The organism is Hymenobacter sp. BRD67 (genome assembly GCF_013256425.1).
Classification (GTDB): domain Bacteria; phylum Bacteroidota; class Bacteroidia; order Cytophagales; family Hymenobacteraceae; genus Hymenobacter.
The window spans coordinates 2132548-2147633 of record NZ_CP053904.1; the positions used below are offsets into that span (position 1 = coordinate 2132548).

General features: G+C 56.7%; 14 protein-coding genes and 1 pseudogene. 6 read left to right on the forward strand and 9 right to left on the reverse strand.

Features of this window, described 5'->3' with window-relative positions:
- Window positions 1–2 precede the first annotated feature (2 nt).
- The 3 genes from GKZ67_RS09975 to GKZ67_RS09985 all read left to right on the forward strand — a co-directional run bounded on the left by GKZ67_RS09975 (window position 3) and on the right by GKZ67_RS09985 (window position 4083).
- A complete protein-coding gene (locus GKZ67_RS09975) occupies window positions 3–1505 on the forward strand; it encodes a sodium:solute symporter (RefSeq protein ID WP_173242153.1) in 1503 nt (500 codons plus the stop codon).
- Window positions 1506–1569: 64 nt separating this feature from the next.
- Complete coding sequence (locus GKZ67_RS09980) at window positions 1570–2079, forward strand: energy transducer TonB (protein WP_173242154.1); 510 nt, start codon at window positions 1570–1572, stop codon at window positions 2077–2079.
- Window positions 2080–2238: 159 nt separating this feature from the next.
- Entirely contained in the window at window positions 2239–4083 is a 1845-nt protein-coding gene (locus GKZ67_RS09985; RefSeq protein WP_254245189.1) for an ABC transporter ATP-binding protein, read from the forward strand.
- Between the two features lie 144 nt (window positions 4084–4227).
- Here the strand turns inward: GKZ67_RS09985 and GKZ67_RS09990 are convergent, their stop codons facing one another.
- The 5 genes and pseudogenes from GKZ67_RS09990 to GKZ67_RS10005 form a co-directional block, all read right to left on the reverse strand.
- Window positions 4228–4710: a Uma2 family endonuclease gene (locus GKZ67_RS09990; protein WP_173242155.1), complete on the reverse strand. Its 483-nt coding sequence runs from the start codon at window positions 4708–4710 to the stop codon at window positions 4228–4230.
- A 523-nt stretch (window positions 4711–5233) separates the two neighbouring features.
- Entirely contained in the window at window positions 5234–6202 is a 969-nt protein-coding gene (locus GKZ67_RS23400; protein WP_254245190.1) for a cytosine permease, read from the reverse strand.
- 2 nt (window positions 6203–6204) lie between these two features.
- Window positions 6205–6726 carry a cytosine permease gene (locus GKZ67_RS23405; RefSeq protein WP_254245191.1) on the reverse strand — a complete coding sequence of 174 codons (522 nt, stop codon included), beginning with the start codon at window positions 6724–6726 and terminating at the stop codon, window positions 6205–6207.
- A gap of 179 nt (window positions 6727–6905) precedes the next feature.
- On the reverse strand, window positions 6906–7106 hold the full coding sequence (locus GKZ67_RS10000) for a hypothetical protein (protein WP_173242156.1): 201 nt from the start codon (window positions 7104–7106) through the stop codon (window positions 6906–6908).
- A 249-nt stretch (window positions 7107–7355) separates the two neighbouring features.
- Window positions 7356–8848 (reverse strand): annotated as a pseudogene (locus tag GKZ67_RS10005) (GH3 auxin-responsive promoter family protein).
- A 231-nt stretch (window positions 8849–9079) separates the two neighbouring features.
- On the opposite strand from GKZ67_RS10005, the gene GKZ67_RS10010 reads away from it, so the two are divergent.
- The 3 genes from GKZ67_RS10010 (at window position 9080) to GKZ67_RS10020 (ending at window position 11946) form a co-directional block, all read left to right on the forward strand.
- On the forward strand, window positions 9080–9511 hold the full coding sequence (locus GKZ67_RS10010; RefSeq protein ID WP_151088937.1) for an OsmC family protein: 432 nt from the start codon (window positions 9080–9082) through the stop codon (window positions 9509–9511).
- Window positions 9512–9611: 100 nt separating this feature from the next.
- Entirely contained in the window at window positions 9612–10103 is a 492-nt protein-coding gene (locus GKZ67_RS10015) for a hypothetical protein (protein WP_173242157.1), read from the forward strand.
- 106 nt (window positions 10104–10209) lie between these two features.
- The gene (locus tag GKZ67_RS10020) at window positions 10210–11946 is read left to right on the forward strand and encodes a phospho-sugar mutase (protein WP_173242158.1); all 1737 of its coding nucleotides are present in this window, start codon (window positions 10210–10212) and stop codon (window positions 11944–11946) included.
- A gap of 73 nt (window positions 11947–12019) precedes the next feature.
- Here GKZ67_RS10020 and GKZ67_RS10025 read toward each other — a convergent pair whose 3' ends face one another.
- The 4 genes from GKZ67_RS10025 to GKZ67_RS10040 form a co-directional block, all read right to left on the reverse strand.
- Window positions 12020–12826 (reverse strand): XRE family transcriptional regulator, encoded by an 807-nt coding sequence (locus GKZ67_RS10025; RefSeq protein ID WP_173242159.1) that lies wholly within the window; start codon window positions 12824–12826, stop codon window positions 12020–12022.
- Between the two features lie 210 nt (window positions 12827–13036).
- Window positions 13037–13891 (reverse strand): hypothetical protein, encoded by an 855-nt coding sequence (locus GKZ67_RS10030; protein WP_173242160.1) that lies wholly within the window; start codon window positions 13889–13891, stop codon window positions 13037–13039.
- On the reverse strand, window positions 13888–14562 hold the full coding sequence (locus GKZ67_RS10035; protein ID WP_254245192.1) for a DUF2306 domain-containing protein: 675 nt from the start codon (window positions 14560–14562) through the stop codon (window positions 13888–13890). Before GKZ67_RS10035 ends, GKZ67_RS10030 begins: the two co-directional genes overlap by 4 nt.
- Before the next feature lie 151 nt (window positions 14563–14713).
- On the reverse strand, window positions 14714–15073 hold the full coding sequence (locus GKZ67_RS10040) for a hypothetical protein (RefSeq protein ID WP_173242161.1): 360 nt from the start codon (window positions 15071–15073) through the stop codon (window positions 14714–14716).
- Window positions 15074–15086 lie beyond the last annotated feature (13 nt).

Below are 15086 nucleotides of genomic sequence, written 5' to 3' on the forward strand. Positions count from 1 at the left end.
GTATGTCGCCTACCCTTATTTTAAGCCTGATTGCCGGCTATTTCGCCGTGCTGATTATCATCGCGGTACTCACGTCACGCAAGGCTACCAGCGAAAGCTTTTTTATCGCTAATCGCAACGCGCCCTGGTACATGGTGGCCTTCGCCATGATTGGCACCTCGCTCTCGGGCGTCACGTTTATCTCGGTGCCGGGCAATGTGTATGGCAAAAGCTGGAGCTACCTGGCCGTGGCGCTGGGGTTTGTGGCGGGCTACGTGGTCATTGGCACTGTGCTGCTGCCGCTCTACTACCGCTTGCAGCTGGTGAGCATCTACTCGTACCTGGAGCAGCGCTTTGGCTACTGGAGCTACAAAACCGGCGCGCTGTTTTTCCTGATTTCGCGCTCGCTGGGCTCGGCGCTGCGGCTCTACCTAGTGGCGGGCGTGCTGCAGCTGGCCGTGTTCGATTCAATGGGCGTCCCGTTCAGCATTACGGTGGTAGTAAGTATATTATTTATCTATTTATATACTTTTAAAGGTGGGTTAAAAACCATTCTCTGGACCGACACCTTCCAGACGATGGCCATGCTGAGCTGCGTGGGGCTGAGCATCTACTTTATGTCGGATGCGCTGAATTACTCCTTCAAGCAGCTCATCCACTCGGTGCGCGAAAGCCCGATGTCGCAGGTCTATTTTTCCGATTTTCGGGACGACAAATTTTTCTGGAAACAGTTTGCCTCGGGCATGTTTATCACCATCGTGATGACCGGCCTCGACCAGGACCTGATGCAGAAAAACCTGAGCTGCCGCAGCCTCGGCGAGGCCCAGAAGAATCTGTTCTGGTTTACGCCGGTCATCGTCAGCGTCAACGTACTGTTTCTCACGCTGGGGGTGCTGCTCTACCAATACGCCGCCGCGCGCGGCCTCGACCTGGCCCACCTGCCGCAGCTGCTCAATGCCAAAGGCACGCTCGATACCGACAAGGTCTTCCCGTTTCTGGCCACCACGCAGTTTTCGCTGGCGGCGGGCATCATCTTTATTCTGGGCATCATCGCGGTTACCTACGCCTCGGCCGACTCGGCCCTGACGGCCCTGACGACCTCGTTCTGCGTCGATTTTCTGGATATTAAAAAGTACCCCGAGGCGCGGCAGACGCGGCTGCGGCAGCTCACCCACCTGGGCTGGTCGGGGGTGCTGATTGTCATCATCCTCATCTTTCGCGCCCTCAACGAGCAAAGCCTGATTGATGCGGTGTACAAGGCCGCTGGCTTCACCTACGGGCCGCTGCTGGGGCTGTTTGCGTTTGGCATCTTCACCAGCCGGCGGCTGCGCGACGGCCTGGTGCTGCCTACCTGCGTGGCCGGCGTGGGCCTCACGCTGCTCATCGTCACGCACTCGGTAGAGTGGCTGAATGGCTACAAGTTCGGCTTTGAAATCCTGCTGCTCAACGGGGCGCTTATTTACCTGGGTTTACTCCTGATTTCGCGGCCCGCCGACCGAACCGAAGCGGCAGCTAGTTTGTCCTGAGTTGGTCGGCGCCATATTGTCCTGTCATTGTCAGCCGCCGGCAGTAGTTGCACTTAAAAAATCTATGCGTCTTTCTCTTCCCGCTTTTTTAGTACTTGCCGCACCGCTGGCCGCACTGGCCCAAACCAAGCCCGCGCCAGCCAAGGCTCCTATTGTGCTCTCGCCGGGCAACATGCAGCTGCAAGCCGGTGGCGGGGCAGAAAATCGCCCCGACCACCCGCCTACTTTCCCCGGCGGCGAGGAGGCGATGGGCGAGTTCTTCACTCAGAATGTGCAGATTCCGAATAAGGCCAAAGCGGCCCACGTCACGGGCGACGTGCTTGTAACGGCCACCGTGGGTACCGACGGCAAGCTCAGCAACCCCAAGATTGCCAAGGGCCTAACGCCTGAGTGCAACGCCGAAGCTCTGCGCGTGGTGCAAACGCTACCCGCCTGGCAGCCCGCTACCCGCCGAGGCGTGCCGGTGCCGGTGCTAGTGCAGGTGCCCGTGCCGTTCGACAATTCGGGCGTGGTGAAGTTTGAGAATAACCGCAAAGTGCCCCACTCGGCCAAGGACGCGCCGGGCCTGAATTAACACACTGACCCCGTTAACCGATAAAAAAAGAACGTCATGCTTCACTGCGTTCAGCATGACGTTCTTTTAGTGAAAGTTTAAGCGAGTAACTCAAAGCAATTTTGACTTGTTTGCGTCTGAGTAAATACGCAAGCCGGCTCCCGCCGGCCCGATTGAATTATGGCCCGTAGTGGAATGAATACCAGCGGCAGCGACGTCACCGCCGACCTGCCCAAACCGAAAGTAAATAAAGAGTCGCTTAAGCGCAGCCTGCGGATTTTCAAGTTCGTGCTGCCCTACCGGGCCAAGTTTATGGTGGGACTGCTGATGCTGGTGCTCAGCAGCAGCACGTTTATGGCGTTTCCGTGGGTAGCGGGTAAGCTGGTAGATGCGGCCAACCACAAGGCCGTATCGCTGCCAGGCGGCTTCACGCTGGATATCAACCGTATTGCGCTGCTGCTATTTCTGGTTATTGTGTGCCAGGGCTTTTTCTCGTTCGGGCGCATCTGGTTTTTCACGCAGGTAAGCGAGTTTACGGTGCGCGACATCCGGCAGGCGCTCTACGCCAAGTTTGTGCAGCTGCCCATCCCCTTTTTCGAGCAAAACCGCGTGGGAGCCATTACGTCGCGGATTACCTCAGACGTGGCCCAGATTCAGGATACGTTTTCGCTGACGCTGGCGGAACTGTTCCGGCAAGTATTTACGCTGCTGGGCGGTATTACCTTCATTATGCTGGTGTCGGTAAAGCTATCGCTGTTTATGCTGGTTACGTTTCCGCCCATTGTGCTGGCGGCCGGGCTATTCGGGCGAAAAATCCGGACCTTAGCCAAGACGACTCAGCAGGAGCTGGCCCACACCAACACCATTGTAGAAGAGACCTTGCAGGCCATCAATTCGGTAAAGGCGTTTACCAACGAGCGGTTTGAGACTGCCCGCTACCAGGTGTCGCTGAACAAGGTGGTGCGGGCCGCCCTGCAAAGCAATCTGTACCGCGGCGGTTTCGTATCCTTCGTTATTATCGGCCTGTTTGGCGGTATCATTCTGGTGCTGTGGCGCGGCGCTACGCTGGTCTATACGGCCGGCCCCGGCCACCTCGAAATTGGCCAGCTCGTGTCGTTTATCATTTACACGGCCTTCATCGGTGCGTCGGTGGCGGGCCTGGGCGAGCTGTATGGCAAAGTGCAGAGCACGCTGGGCGCGAGCGAGCGCATCCTCGAAATTCTCGACGAAACGCCCGAGCCAACGCTGCACGAGCCGGCCACCGGCCTCGTGCCGACCCAGATTCAGGGCGACATCCGCTACGAGCACGTAGTTTTCCGCTACCCTACCCGGCCCGACATTGCGGTGCTGCAGGATATCGACTTTCACATTGCGGCAGGCGAGAAAATCGCGCTCGTCGGGCCCAGCGGCGCAGGCAAAAGCACCATTGCCGGCCTGCTGATGCAGTTTTACCCGCTCAGCGGCGGCCGTATCCTGGTCGATGGCCACGACGTGGCGGCCTATGACCTCACCAGCCTGCGCCGCCACATCGGCATTGTGCCGCAGGAAACGCTGCTTTTCGGCGGCTCCATCCGCGAGAATATTGCCTACGGCAAGCCCAACGCCAGCGACGAGGAGATTATCGAAGCCGCCCGCCGGGCCAACGCCTGGCAGTTTATCAGCGCTTTTCCCGAGACCCTCGATACGGTGGTCGGCGACCGGGGCATCAAGCTCTCTGGCGGGCAGCGCCAGCGCGTGGCCATCGCCCGCGCCATCCTCAAAAACCCGGCGGTCCTCATTCTGGACGAAGCTACCTCGTCGCTCGACAGCGAGAGCGAGAAGCTGGTGCAGGGTGCCCTCGATGAGCTGATGCAGAACCGCACCAGCCTCATCATCGCCCACCGGTTGTCTACGATTCGGAAAGTCGATAAAATCCTGGTTATCGACGGCGGCCGCATCGTGGAAGCCGGCACCCACGAAGAGTTGAGCGACCGTGAGGGCGGGCTCTATGCGAATTTGCTGCGGTTGCAGTTTGAGCTGGCGTAAGTAAACCTTTAGCGTACTGCTTAAACTACCCGCAACTCGTGTGCTACCTTAAGCTGCTATAGCACGAAAAATAACCTTTAACCTGGCGCGAGTATAGCGGAACTTGTGCCACGCTATTACCCCAGCGCTTAAGGTGCAACCGCTCTATCTCGCTTCCTCAAAAATATCCTTCCAGTCAACCGCTAGCTCTGGTAGCGTATGTGATTGCATAAGCCCCGGCTCAGCGTAGGTACCAAGAGGCTCATATTGGCCTTCGGCGGAGAGCGCATACGCCACAATGGTTTGCTCACCGGGAAAGGCAATCCAATATTCGCCCACCCCATTTTCGGCGTAGATGTCAAATTTGGTGCGCGTATCGAGTACCAGCGAGTTGGGCGACACGATTTCGATTATCCAGTCGGGAGCACATAGACAGCCGCGCTTATCGATTTTAGTGCGGTCGCAGATGACGCTGATATCCGGTTGCACCACCGTTTGAATCTGGGCATCGCCGTTACCAGTGCTGCGCAGCAGCCGCACATCGAAGGGCGCGGAAAATACCTGGCAGGGCCGGTGTTTCAAAAATCCATATAATTCTCCGTGAAGATTAGACGCGATTTGTTGATGCTCCGATGTGGGAGCAGACATTTTGCGGAGTATCTTACCCTTTATGAGTTCGACATACTCCGTGAATCGCCAGCTCAGGTAGTCGGCGTAGGTGTAGGACTGCGTAAGGTCGAGTTACGAAAGGTCAGTAATGGGAGGCATGATGCTGAAATATACGTCTGTCTTAGCCGTCAGGCTACAGCCTCGGGCACCGGGCCTGTAAGCTGGCGCGAGTTTAGCGCAGCGTAGCTCGTGCCTTTTTTACTGGTGGAGGTTGTATCTCCAATGCCGCTCTAGCGGCAAGGCGGAAACACCACATGCATCGCGCAAACGAGTGGTTCTATGGGAGGGAGTTGACGAAAGCGCAGTTACTGGACTGCGTTGAAAGTGCTATGGCACTTTCGCTGAAGCTAATCAGTCAGTCAACTCTCATTTATGTATCCATTGCTGCTGAAACTAAGGCATCAGTGGCCATGCGCCTGGTTAGGCTTTTTCAACAACGAAAGATTAAGCGACTGTATTTATTGACGCACTGCGCCTAAGTTAGTGCTGATGCTTATTTCGCCTAAACTCGCGCCAGTGAGTTAAGTCCTTGTGCACGCATCAGTCCCCAGTACACCCCACCGGCCACGAAGAAGCCCACGAACCAGGCGTAATTATATACTTCCAGCAGCCAGGGCCACACGGCCGCTTTGTCGAACACGCTAATGGCAGCCAGGAAGCCGGGTACACAAGGCAGAATACCAAGTACCAGCGCCACGAGGGCCACTGGATTGAAGCCGCGCTTATAGGTGTAGCGACCCTCCTGTTGGTATAAGTCGGACACTGATAATTCCTGGTGGCGCAGCAAATAATAATCGGTAATGAGGATGCCGCCAATGGGGCCTAGTAGCGCCGAGTAGCCGACCAGCCAGGTAAAGATGAAGCCGCTTGGGTCGGCGATGAGCTTCCAGGGAAAGATGAGCAGGCCCACGATGCCGGTGAAATAGCCGCCCATCCGGAAGCTGATGCGCTGCGGCGCGAGGTTGGCAAAGTCGTTGGCGGGGCTCACGATGTTAGCGGCGATGTTGGTGGCCAGGGTGGAGAGCGCCACAGCCAGCATAGCGCCTGTCACGAGCCAGCGGCCTTCGAAGCGGCCGGCCAGCACTACCGGGTCCCAGATGGTGGTGCCGTAGATGAGCAGCGTGGCCGAGGTAACGGCCACGCCCACAAACGAAAACAGCGTCATCGGCAGGGGTAGGCCCAGCGCCTGGCCCACCTGCTGCGCCCGCTGGCTGGTGGCGTAGCGCGTAAAATCAGGGATATTGAGCGAGAGCGTGGCCCAGAAGCCGACCATACCAGTAAGCGAGGGAAAGAAGAACTTCCAGAAGCCGCCTGGCGTGGTGAAGTGCGAGGGTTGCGCCAGAATCGGCCCCAGGCCGTGGCCGGCCGAGATGGCCCACAGCAGCAGCGCCAGCGCGGCGGCCGGCAGGAAAAATGCCTTAAATACCAAGAGTTTGCGAATGCTATCGACGCCCAGGTACACCACACCCATATTCAGCAGCCAGAATAGAAAGAACGTACTAGCTGGCCCCGTGGCCAGCCCCAGCTGGCTGGGAAAACGGCCGGCAGCGTGCCCAGCCCCGGCCACCAGCGCACGGCAGCCTGGTAGCAGGCGTAGCCGCCAATCCAAGTCTGAATGCCAAACCACCCGCAGGCGATAACCGCCCGCAGCAAGGCCGGCACATTAGCCCCCAGCACGCCGAAGCTGGCCCTCGCAAACACCGGAAACGGAATACCGTAGCGCGTACCCGCCCGGCCATTCAATAGCATGGGCACGAGCACGATGGCATTGCCCAGAAAGATAGTCAGCAGCGCCTGCCACCAGTTCATGCCGCCCTGAATGAGCGAGCTGGCCAGCATGTAGGTGGGGATGCACAGACTCATGCTAATCCAGAGCGCGGCGTAGTTCCAGGTGCCCCAGGTGCGGGCGGCGGCAGGCACCGGGGCCAGGTCTTTGCTGGTGAGGCTGGCGGCTGGCGCCGCAGTTTCAGTGACGGCGGAGTACGAAATTTCCATGCGCTAGGCAGCCGCCGGAAATTACTTGGACCTGGCCGCCACCGCAAGCTACTCGCCAAGCAACACTTACCAAAAAAGTGGCTGGCTCTGCCAGGGAGCAAACACTGCATAAAAAAGGCGATTACCACTGCTGGTAATCGCCTTTTCGGGGGCGCCTGGCCTCAAGGGCAACGCACGGGCTACATTTTGGTTTTCACTTTCGTTTTGCCGTCCGACATAGAGCCTTTGTCTTTGTGCATTTTACGGCTATGGGCGCTTTTTTGACCGCTCAGATTGGCGCTGTTGCCCATAGTGCCATCCACGGCGATGCTTTCGGGATTGTTAACGTTGGAGCCCGACTGATTCAGCGGCCGGGGGATGGTTACGGTTCCGTTTTCCATCACGGAGCCGGTAGAGGATGTTCCGGTTCTAGGCGTAGTTTGGGCAAACGCAACGATGCTCAGGCAAATGGCGCAGGCAGCAAGTAGCAGAGTTTGGGCAGCTTTCATACTAAATGGAATGTTTGACGTGGAAAAGAAAGTGCGGCAGTTGCACACTATCAACACGCTATACGGTTCGTTAGCCGGTGGTGTTGCCCTGCAAAAATATTTTGATTTTCATTATATTTTAAATATATTAATTATAATATATTACATCCGCAGCAGGCCTTCGGCCAGGGCCCGGTCGTTGCCCAGCCGGGGCACCTTATTCTGGCCACCCAGCTTACCCACGCTTTTCATATAGCGCTGAAATGCCCCGGCCGGCAGCGCGCGCAGCACCAGCGGCACCAGGATACTACCCTGGCGCAGGTCGTCGTAGTAGGCATTGCGCTGACGCAGATTGGCATCCAGGGCCGCCCAAAGCTGGCCAGGTCGTACGGGGCCTGCGCAAACTCGATAAGCCACTCGTGGCGCGAGGGCTGAGTCTTGTCCTCGCTCACGAGCGGGGCCACAGTAAACTCGGTTACCTCCGTTTCGGGATGCTGACGCACTGCTTCCCGCAAGGCCGCTTCAACTTCCTCACCGATGACATGCTCGCCGAAAGCCGAAAGAAAATGCTTGATGCGGCCCGTCACTACTACGCGGTGCGGGTGCAGGTCAACGAAGCGCACCGTATCGCCGAGCGAGTAGGCCCATAGCCCGGCATTAGAAGTAAGCACAACGGCGTACTGCTTATCCAACTCGACCTCGGCAATGGTAAGTCGGGGCGGGTTTTCTTCAAAAAAGCGCCCAGCGGGCACAAACTCGAAGAAAATGCCGCTGTCCAGGCGCAGCAGCAGGCCGGGGTTGCCGGGCTGGTCCTGAAACGCCAGAAAGCCCTCAGAGGCCGGAAACAGCTCGATGCCATCGACCGGCCGACCGATGCTTTCGAGCAGGCGGGCGCGGTAGGGCTCCATGCTCACGCCGCCCGAGACAAAGAGGTCGAACGCCGGAAAAATCTCGCCCACCAGCCGCCCGGTGCGGGCAGTGAGGCGGTCGAAATACATCTGTACCCAGGGCGGAATACCAGATATAAGCGTCATTTTTTGCCCCAGCGTTTCGCCCACAATCGCGTCGAGCTTGGTTTCCCAATCCTGGAGGCAGTTGGTAGCATAACTGGGCAGCTGATTGCGGCGCAAGTACGCCGGAACATGGTGATTGACGATACCCGAAAGCCGGCCGGTCGGAATACTGCCTACCCTTTCCAGCTCGGGCGAGCCGGAAAGAAAAATGAGCCGGCCATCGAGAAAGCGCGCTTTGCCGGTGGCGGCTACGTAGTGCAGCAGCGCATCTTTTGCCCCATTGATATGGTTGCCGATGCTGGCCCTGGTAATCGGGATATACTTGGCGCCGCTGGTAGTACCGCTGGTTTTGGCCAGGTACAGCGGCCGGCCGGGCCAAAGCGCGTTGGGCTCCCCGGCTTTTACCCGGTCGAAATACGGCTTAAGAGCCTCGTAGTCGCGAACGGGCACGCGGGCAGCAAAGTCGGCGGGCGTTTGGATTGCCCCAAAATCGTGCGCCCGGCCGAAGGCCGTACCGGCGGCGGTGCGCGTCAGCTCGCGCAGCAGGTGCAGTTGCGTGGCGGCCGGGTGGCGCTGCCACTGCCGGTAGCGGTGCACAGTGTAGGCCGCCAGCGGGCGGCTCAAGGCGGCTTTTAGTCCCATCAAAGGCAAAAATAGGTTGGCCACCCGCGGCAAGGTGGTTTTTGCGCCAAGGCAAGAGGCTGCGGGGTAAGCTTTAGCGGCACCAGCTGGATAAGCTGTGGGTCGGCTTGGTTATTTTGTCTAGCTTTACACTTGCAAAAGCTGCACAAATCTTTGTAGCCTTGCGCCCGTATCACTGCTGCCAGCTTGAGTGCCGGCAGTTATTTTTTTCCTCATTTTCTTACTCTCCTCATGATTAATCAATTTGGCAAAGCGCAATGGCAGGGCGATGGCAAAGGCCACGGCACTATCAGCACCAAAAGTGGCGTAGTCGAAGCCCCTTATTCGGTAGGCTCGCGCTTCGAAGGCCAGAAAGGCACCAACCCGGAAGAGCTTATCGGGGCGGCGCACGCGGGCTGCTACACCATGTTTCTGTCGATTGTGCTGGCGCAGCACGGCCACACGGTAGAAGACCTTACTACCACCTCGACCGTGACCCTGGACCCTTCCCAGAACCCGCCGGTTATCACCAAGATTCACGTGAGCACCGAGGGAAAAGTAACCGGCGGTAACATCACGCCTGAAGACTTTCAGAAGCACGCCGAGTTTGCCAAGGCCAACTGCCCGGTATCAAAAGTATTGAGCGCGGTGCCCGAAATGACCCTGGCAGCTAAATTGAGCTAAGAGTTAAAAGCTATGAGTTAAGAGTTGAGAGGTTGGCACTTAGCCAGACTGTTTGCCAGCTCTTAACTTATACCTTTTAACTCTTACCTACTTTTGCTCCATGCCCACTGGTACTACCCGCATTCGCTTACGCCCGGCCAACTCCTCCCGCCTCTCGTTTGGAGTGCAGGTTTCACTGGCCCTTTTTGCCATACTCTATGCCGTACTGATGCTGCGCAACTCGCCCAGCAGCCAGGATTTTTACTGGCTGAACTATGTTTTTCTGGCGGGGTGCGTGCTGTATCTGGGTTTTATTCTGGTACATAATGCCCCGGTGTTCGGTACGCAGAGCTACTTCGAGTTTGCGCCCGGCTACCTGGTGCACAAGGCGGGCCTGTTTCGCCCCAAGCAGGTATTTGCCGCCGAGAATATGAGCTTGCTTGAACTCATGCCCCGCCAGCTGCGGGTGCGCCTCAAAGACGGTGATATCCATGTGCTGAACATGCGCGAGGTGAAAGGCACCCGCCGCCGCGCCGTGCTCCGGGGCCAGCTCGAAAGCTTCGCCAAACGCTACGGCGTGGCCTTGCGCGAGGAAAACCCAGCGGCTGCGTAAGCGCTGAACTTCGCTGCCCCGGCCTCGTACCTAAAACAACCCCTTGTAAGGACGCCCAATGGCGTCTTTACTTTTGTGCGTCCCCGCTTCTTCAACTTTCTTTCCCATGCCCCTTTCCTCCGACGTTCAACAGCGCATTACTATTTGGCTTACGCCCGCTTACGATGCGGCTACTCAGGCCGAAATCAAACACCTCGTTGATACGCACCAGGACGACCAGCTCAACGATGCCTTTTACCGCACCTTGGAGTTTGGCACCGGCGGCCTACGCGGCATTATGGGCGCGGGCTCGAACCGCATGAACCGCTATACGCTGGGCATGGCGACCCAGGGTCTGTGCAATTATTTGAAGCAAAGCTTTCCCAACCAGGAAATTAAAGTAGCTATTGCCCACGATTCGCGCAACAACTCCCGGCTATTTGCCGAGACGGTAGCTGGCATTTTCTCAGGCAATGGCATTACGGCTTATCTGTTTGACAGCCTGCGGCCCACGCCCGAGCTGTCGTTTGCCATCCGGCACCTGGGCTGCCAAAGCGGCTGCGTCATCACGGCCTCGCACAACCCCAAGGAATATAATGGCTATAAAGTATATTGGAATGACGGTTCTCAGGTAGTTTCGCCGCACGACAAGAACATTATCATCGAGGTAAATAAAATTACCAGCCCCGAGGAAGTGAAGTTTACGGCCGACCCGAGCCGGATTCACCTCATCGGTCCGGAAGTGGATGCGGCCTATCTGGCTGAAGTCAAGAAGCTGAGCATCAACCCCGCTGCCATTCAGCAGCAGCACGATTTGGGCATTGTGTACACGCCGCTGCACGGCTCGGGCATTAAGCTGGTGCCGCCGGCCCTGGCCGAGTTTGGCTTTACCAACGTAAGCATTGTGCAGGCCCAGGCCACGCCCGACGGCAACTTCCCCACCGTGCAGTCGCCCAACCCCGAGGAAAAAGCGGCCATGCAGATGGCCCTTGACCAGGCTAAGGCGCAAAACGCCGATATCGTACTAGCCACCGACCCCGACGCCGACCGCGTGGGAGTAGGCGTGAAAAATGACAAGGGCGAGTGGGTGCTCCTCAATGGCAACCAAACGGCGGCCTTGCTTACGCACTATATACTATCGGCGCGCCAGCAGGCCGGCAAGGCCCAGCCCAACGATTTCATCGTGTACACCATCGTAACGAGCGAAATCCTGGGCGACATTGCCCGGCACTACCAGGTAAAATCATACCGCACGCTCACCGGCTTCAAGTACATCGCCGGCCTTATCCGCGAGCTGGCAGGCCAGGAAAACTATATCTGCGGCGGCGAGGAAAGCTATGGCTTTCTCATCGGTGACTTCGTGCGCGACAAAGATGCCGTAACGGCCTGCGCTCTGGTAGCCGAGATGGCGGCCGTGGCCAAAAGCCAGGGTCGTACGCTTTACCAGGAGATGCAGAAGATGTACGCCGAATACGGTCTCTATGTCGAAGACCTGATTTCACTGACCAAAAAGGGCCAGCGCGGAGCGGAGGAAATTCAGGAGATGATGGCTACGCTTCGCAAAACGCCTCCTACTACCCTGGCCGGCTCGCCGGTAGTAGAGATTCGCGATTATCAGACCGGCCAGATTCACCACCTGCAATCGGGTCAGCAGGAAAGCACCGGCGTGGAAAGCTCCAATGTGCTGCAATTCATCACCGAGGCCGGTGATAAAATCTCGGCCCGCCCCAGCGGCACCGAGCCGAAAATCAAGTTCTACTTCAGCGTGAAGGAGCCGCTGGCCTCAGTAGTAGACTATGAGCAGACGCACAAAAAGGCGGAGGATAAAATCCAGCGCATTATCCAGGAAATGCAGTTAAAATAGTTAAATCTATATCAAAACGCCTGTCGTGCTTCGCAAACTCAGCATGACAGGCGTTTTGATATAGATTTAACTATTACGCCCGTTGCAGTTGCAGCTGCTTCACCTGCTGCGTAAGGTCCATGACCATGCTGGCCAAGTGCTCCAGCGACACGCCGCCGATGGGGAAGGCGCTGCTGATGTAGCTCTTGGCTTCCCAGATTTCGAGCACGTCCTCGGCTTTTACGTCGTAGGGCGAGTACAGTGGGTTATCTGATTGCAGAGCAAACATCGCATTCTGCTTCAGCTTGTTGTAGACCCGCTTAAACACGATACCATCCTTCTGGCTCACCACAATGCAGGGCGTACCGTCCTTGATGTTGGTCCAGTCGTCGACGTAGCGGCCCACGATAGTGGTGCCGCTGGCCAGCGGCAGCATTGAGTCGCCGGCAATCTCAAAGGCGCGGTAGGTGCCGGTGCTGGCCAGCATGGGCAGCCGGAAGCGCGGCAACTCCTCGATAAACTCGCGGTCGGCGTAGCCGTTGAGGTAGCCGGCGGCAGCTTTCAGGGGTACCAACTCGATATTTTCCTTGTCGTCGGGACCAACGGTGAAGGCCAGTACCCGCAGCGGTTTTTCTTCGGGCAGGGTATCGACCAGCGGGCCAGCTTCGCGCAGGGCAGCGGCCGTTTTGGCGTTTTTGCGCTTGGTAAAGTCGGTAGTAGCCAGCGAGTCGAGCGGGATATTGAAGAGCCGGGCCATGTTGACGAGTGTAGCCAGGCGCGGCTCGGCGCGCCCCTCTTCGTAGGCGCCCACCAGCGAGCGCTTGATGCTCAGTTTATCAGCTAGTTGTGCTTGCGTAAGCCCCAGCTCGCGGCGCCAGAACTTGAGGTTGGTATTAATCATAACGGATAGGAAAGACGAGGGAGGAAAAACCCAACGCGGAGGGCACGCGACGCACAAAACCGGCAACACCGGCTGCAAGTTACTAATTCCATTAGACTTGCCAACGCTAATGAGATAGGAATTGTTGGCCGAAATATTTTTTTGACTAACCTGACACAAAAACAGCTGCTCCGGCGGGGCAGCTGCTACGGTTTGTGCGTTACCCAGGGCTTATAGATTCAGGCTAGGCTTGGGCGTTTCGGCCCACCATTCGTCATTTTTCCAGTAGTTATTCCAACCAAGTTTGGCGTACTTGGGGTTGATGGTCGCATCACGGTCACCTATTGAAAAGTTTTTCAATACATCTGGAGCGATGCTGAAAACACTACGCGCAAGTAGCAAGTCCTTCTTTTGGCCATTCTTATTACTAATCCAGCTACCTTTTATCAATAAGCCCTGTCCACGAGCAGGTGCGCCTTCGCCACCCATAATCTGGGCGTAGTTCACTTCGCCTTTAGAGGATATGTAGAAGTCGAGAATTGCTACGCCCTCAAAATTCCCTGCATTTGGACCAGCAGCATTTTCCTCAAAAGTAAAGCTTGCATTAGCTGTATAGCCTTGTGCGGAAGAATCTTCTGGTGCTAGGTCTAAGTAGTGGTGGTCTAAGTCAGCTAGCCTTTGCACTCTCAATAAGCCGGCAAATGGTAAAATCTGGCTTTTGTAGCGACTCTTCCCTGCTATATGAAAGACAGCTTTGTCAACAGTGTCCTGACGCACTTGCGTGAAAACGAAAGATATGCGGTAATGGTCAAGTCCAAAAAAGCCGTCTAGCACTGTAACACTATCTAGTGCCCCGAGTTCATGGCCACGCCATAGTGGCGACAAATCATACGCCTGTAGTAAGGCGAGCATGGGGGGCGTTAGAGTGTCCGCCGCCAAAAGTTGAGAAGGTAAATTCAGTTTTTGCGGGGCAACAGTGGCTGCCACCTCAGTTGGCAACAATGCTACAGCATGAGTTGGCGTCGCCTGCTGCTGGCAAGCAGTACCTGCCAGAACCAATGCCAATAAAGAATATAGCTTTTTCATAGCACCAAAGTACGGCGCAGCCGGCTCATCATCTCCCGCAAAAAATAACGACCCAGACCCAGCTCCAGTAGCACTTCGGCCACGAATAAATTACCTACCCACGAGAGCCAGGTCACGGTAAGATAGGTTTCGATGGGCTTAGTATGGAAGGCGTAAAACATAAGATAGCTCTCACCGCGCAACGCTAAAGCCGCCAGCGTGACGGCGTAGGAGCGCACCAGCCACTCAACGTGCCGGGGCCACTGCCGGCGGCGGGCTGCCCGGTAGGCTACCCAGGTTGTGAGCCACCACACCACGCATTGCAGCGTGAAGCCCACCTGCGCCGCCAGGCCGCCATTAGCGAAGTGCGCCAGCACGAGGCCCGACGGCGCGGCCAGCCCTAGAATGCCCCCTACGTAGCCGTAGCCCAACCAGCGGTGCAGGCGCCCGCCCCGGCCAGCCACGGCAGGCAGCCATTGCAGCAAACCCAGCACTAGCACGATGAGACTCGTGGTGATGTGTACGTAGAAGGCTAGCCGAAAGCATGGGTTGTTGTTGGTTTCGTCGCTTTTAGTCGTGAGAAAATGGATACCCTTCTCAAAGGTATAGTAGGGCAGCGTTTTGGTGAGCATCAGCGCGGCGAAGGCGGCGATGAGCAGGGCGGCGAAGGCGAAAATTAAGCGCCGCAACAACTGGCTGAATAGTTGCCTGGGTTTTTCTAAGCTACTCGGTTGTATTAGCTGCTGCCTATCGCAAAGGTGCCTCAATGTCAGCCATTTCTAGTTGTGTGTATATATCTGCGGCAAATAAGCAGTCGCCGCGCCTTCGGTCACATTACATCCATCATCTATGATTGAAAAACTCTTTATGAAGTGCTCGCAGACTGTGCATGTTAGCATTGTGACTATCCTCGTAGTATGGAATGTGCAGCATCAAGGCAGTCAAAGCGTTGGAAAGCTCAGTAGTGTTATCAACTCTGATGCTTTCAAGATAATGGCGAGTTGCTGCTACGCTAAGACCACGGGTATATAATTGCCCTGTCAGCATTTTAGGCAGAACACGGACGAAAGTGTTAGCAGTAGACCTATTAAGCCCATGACGTGAACTCAGATGTTGCACAGCTTCTGCAGGCGATAGCTCTCCATTATATGCTCTTCTCGCTGCTAAATAAGATTGGCGAATTTGTTCAGGAGTAATTGACATAAAGCAGGTCTTG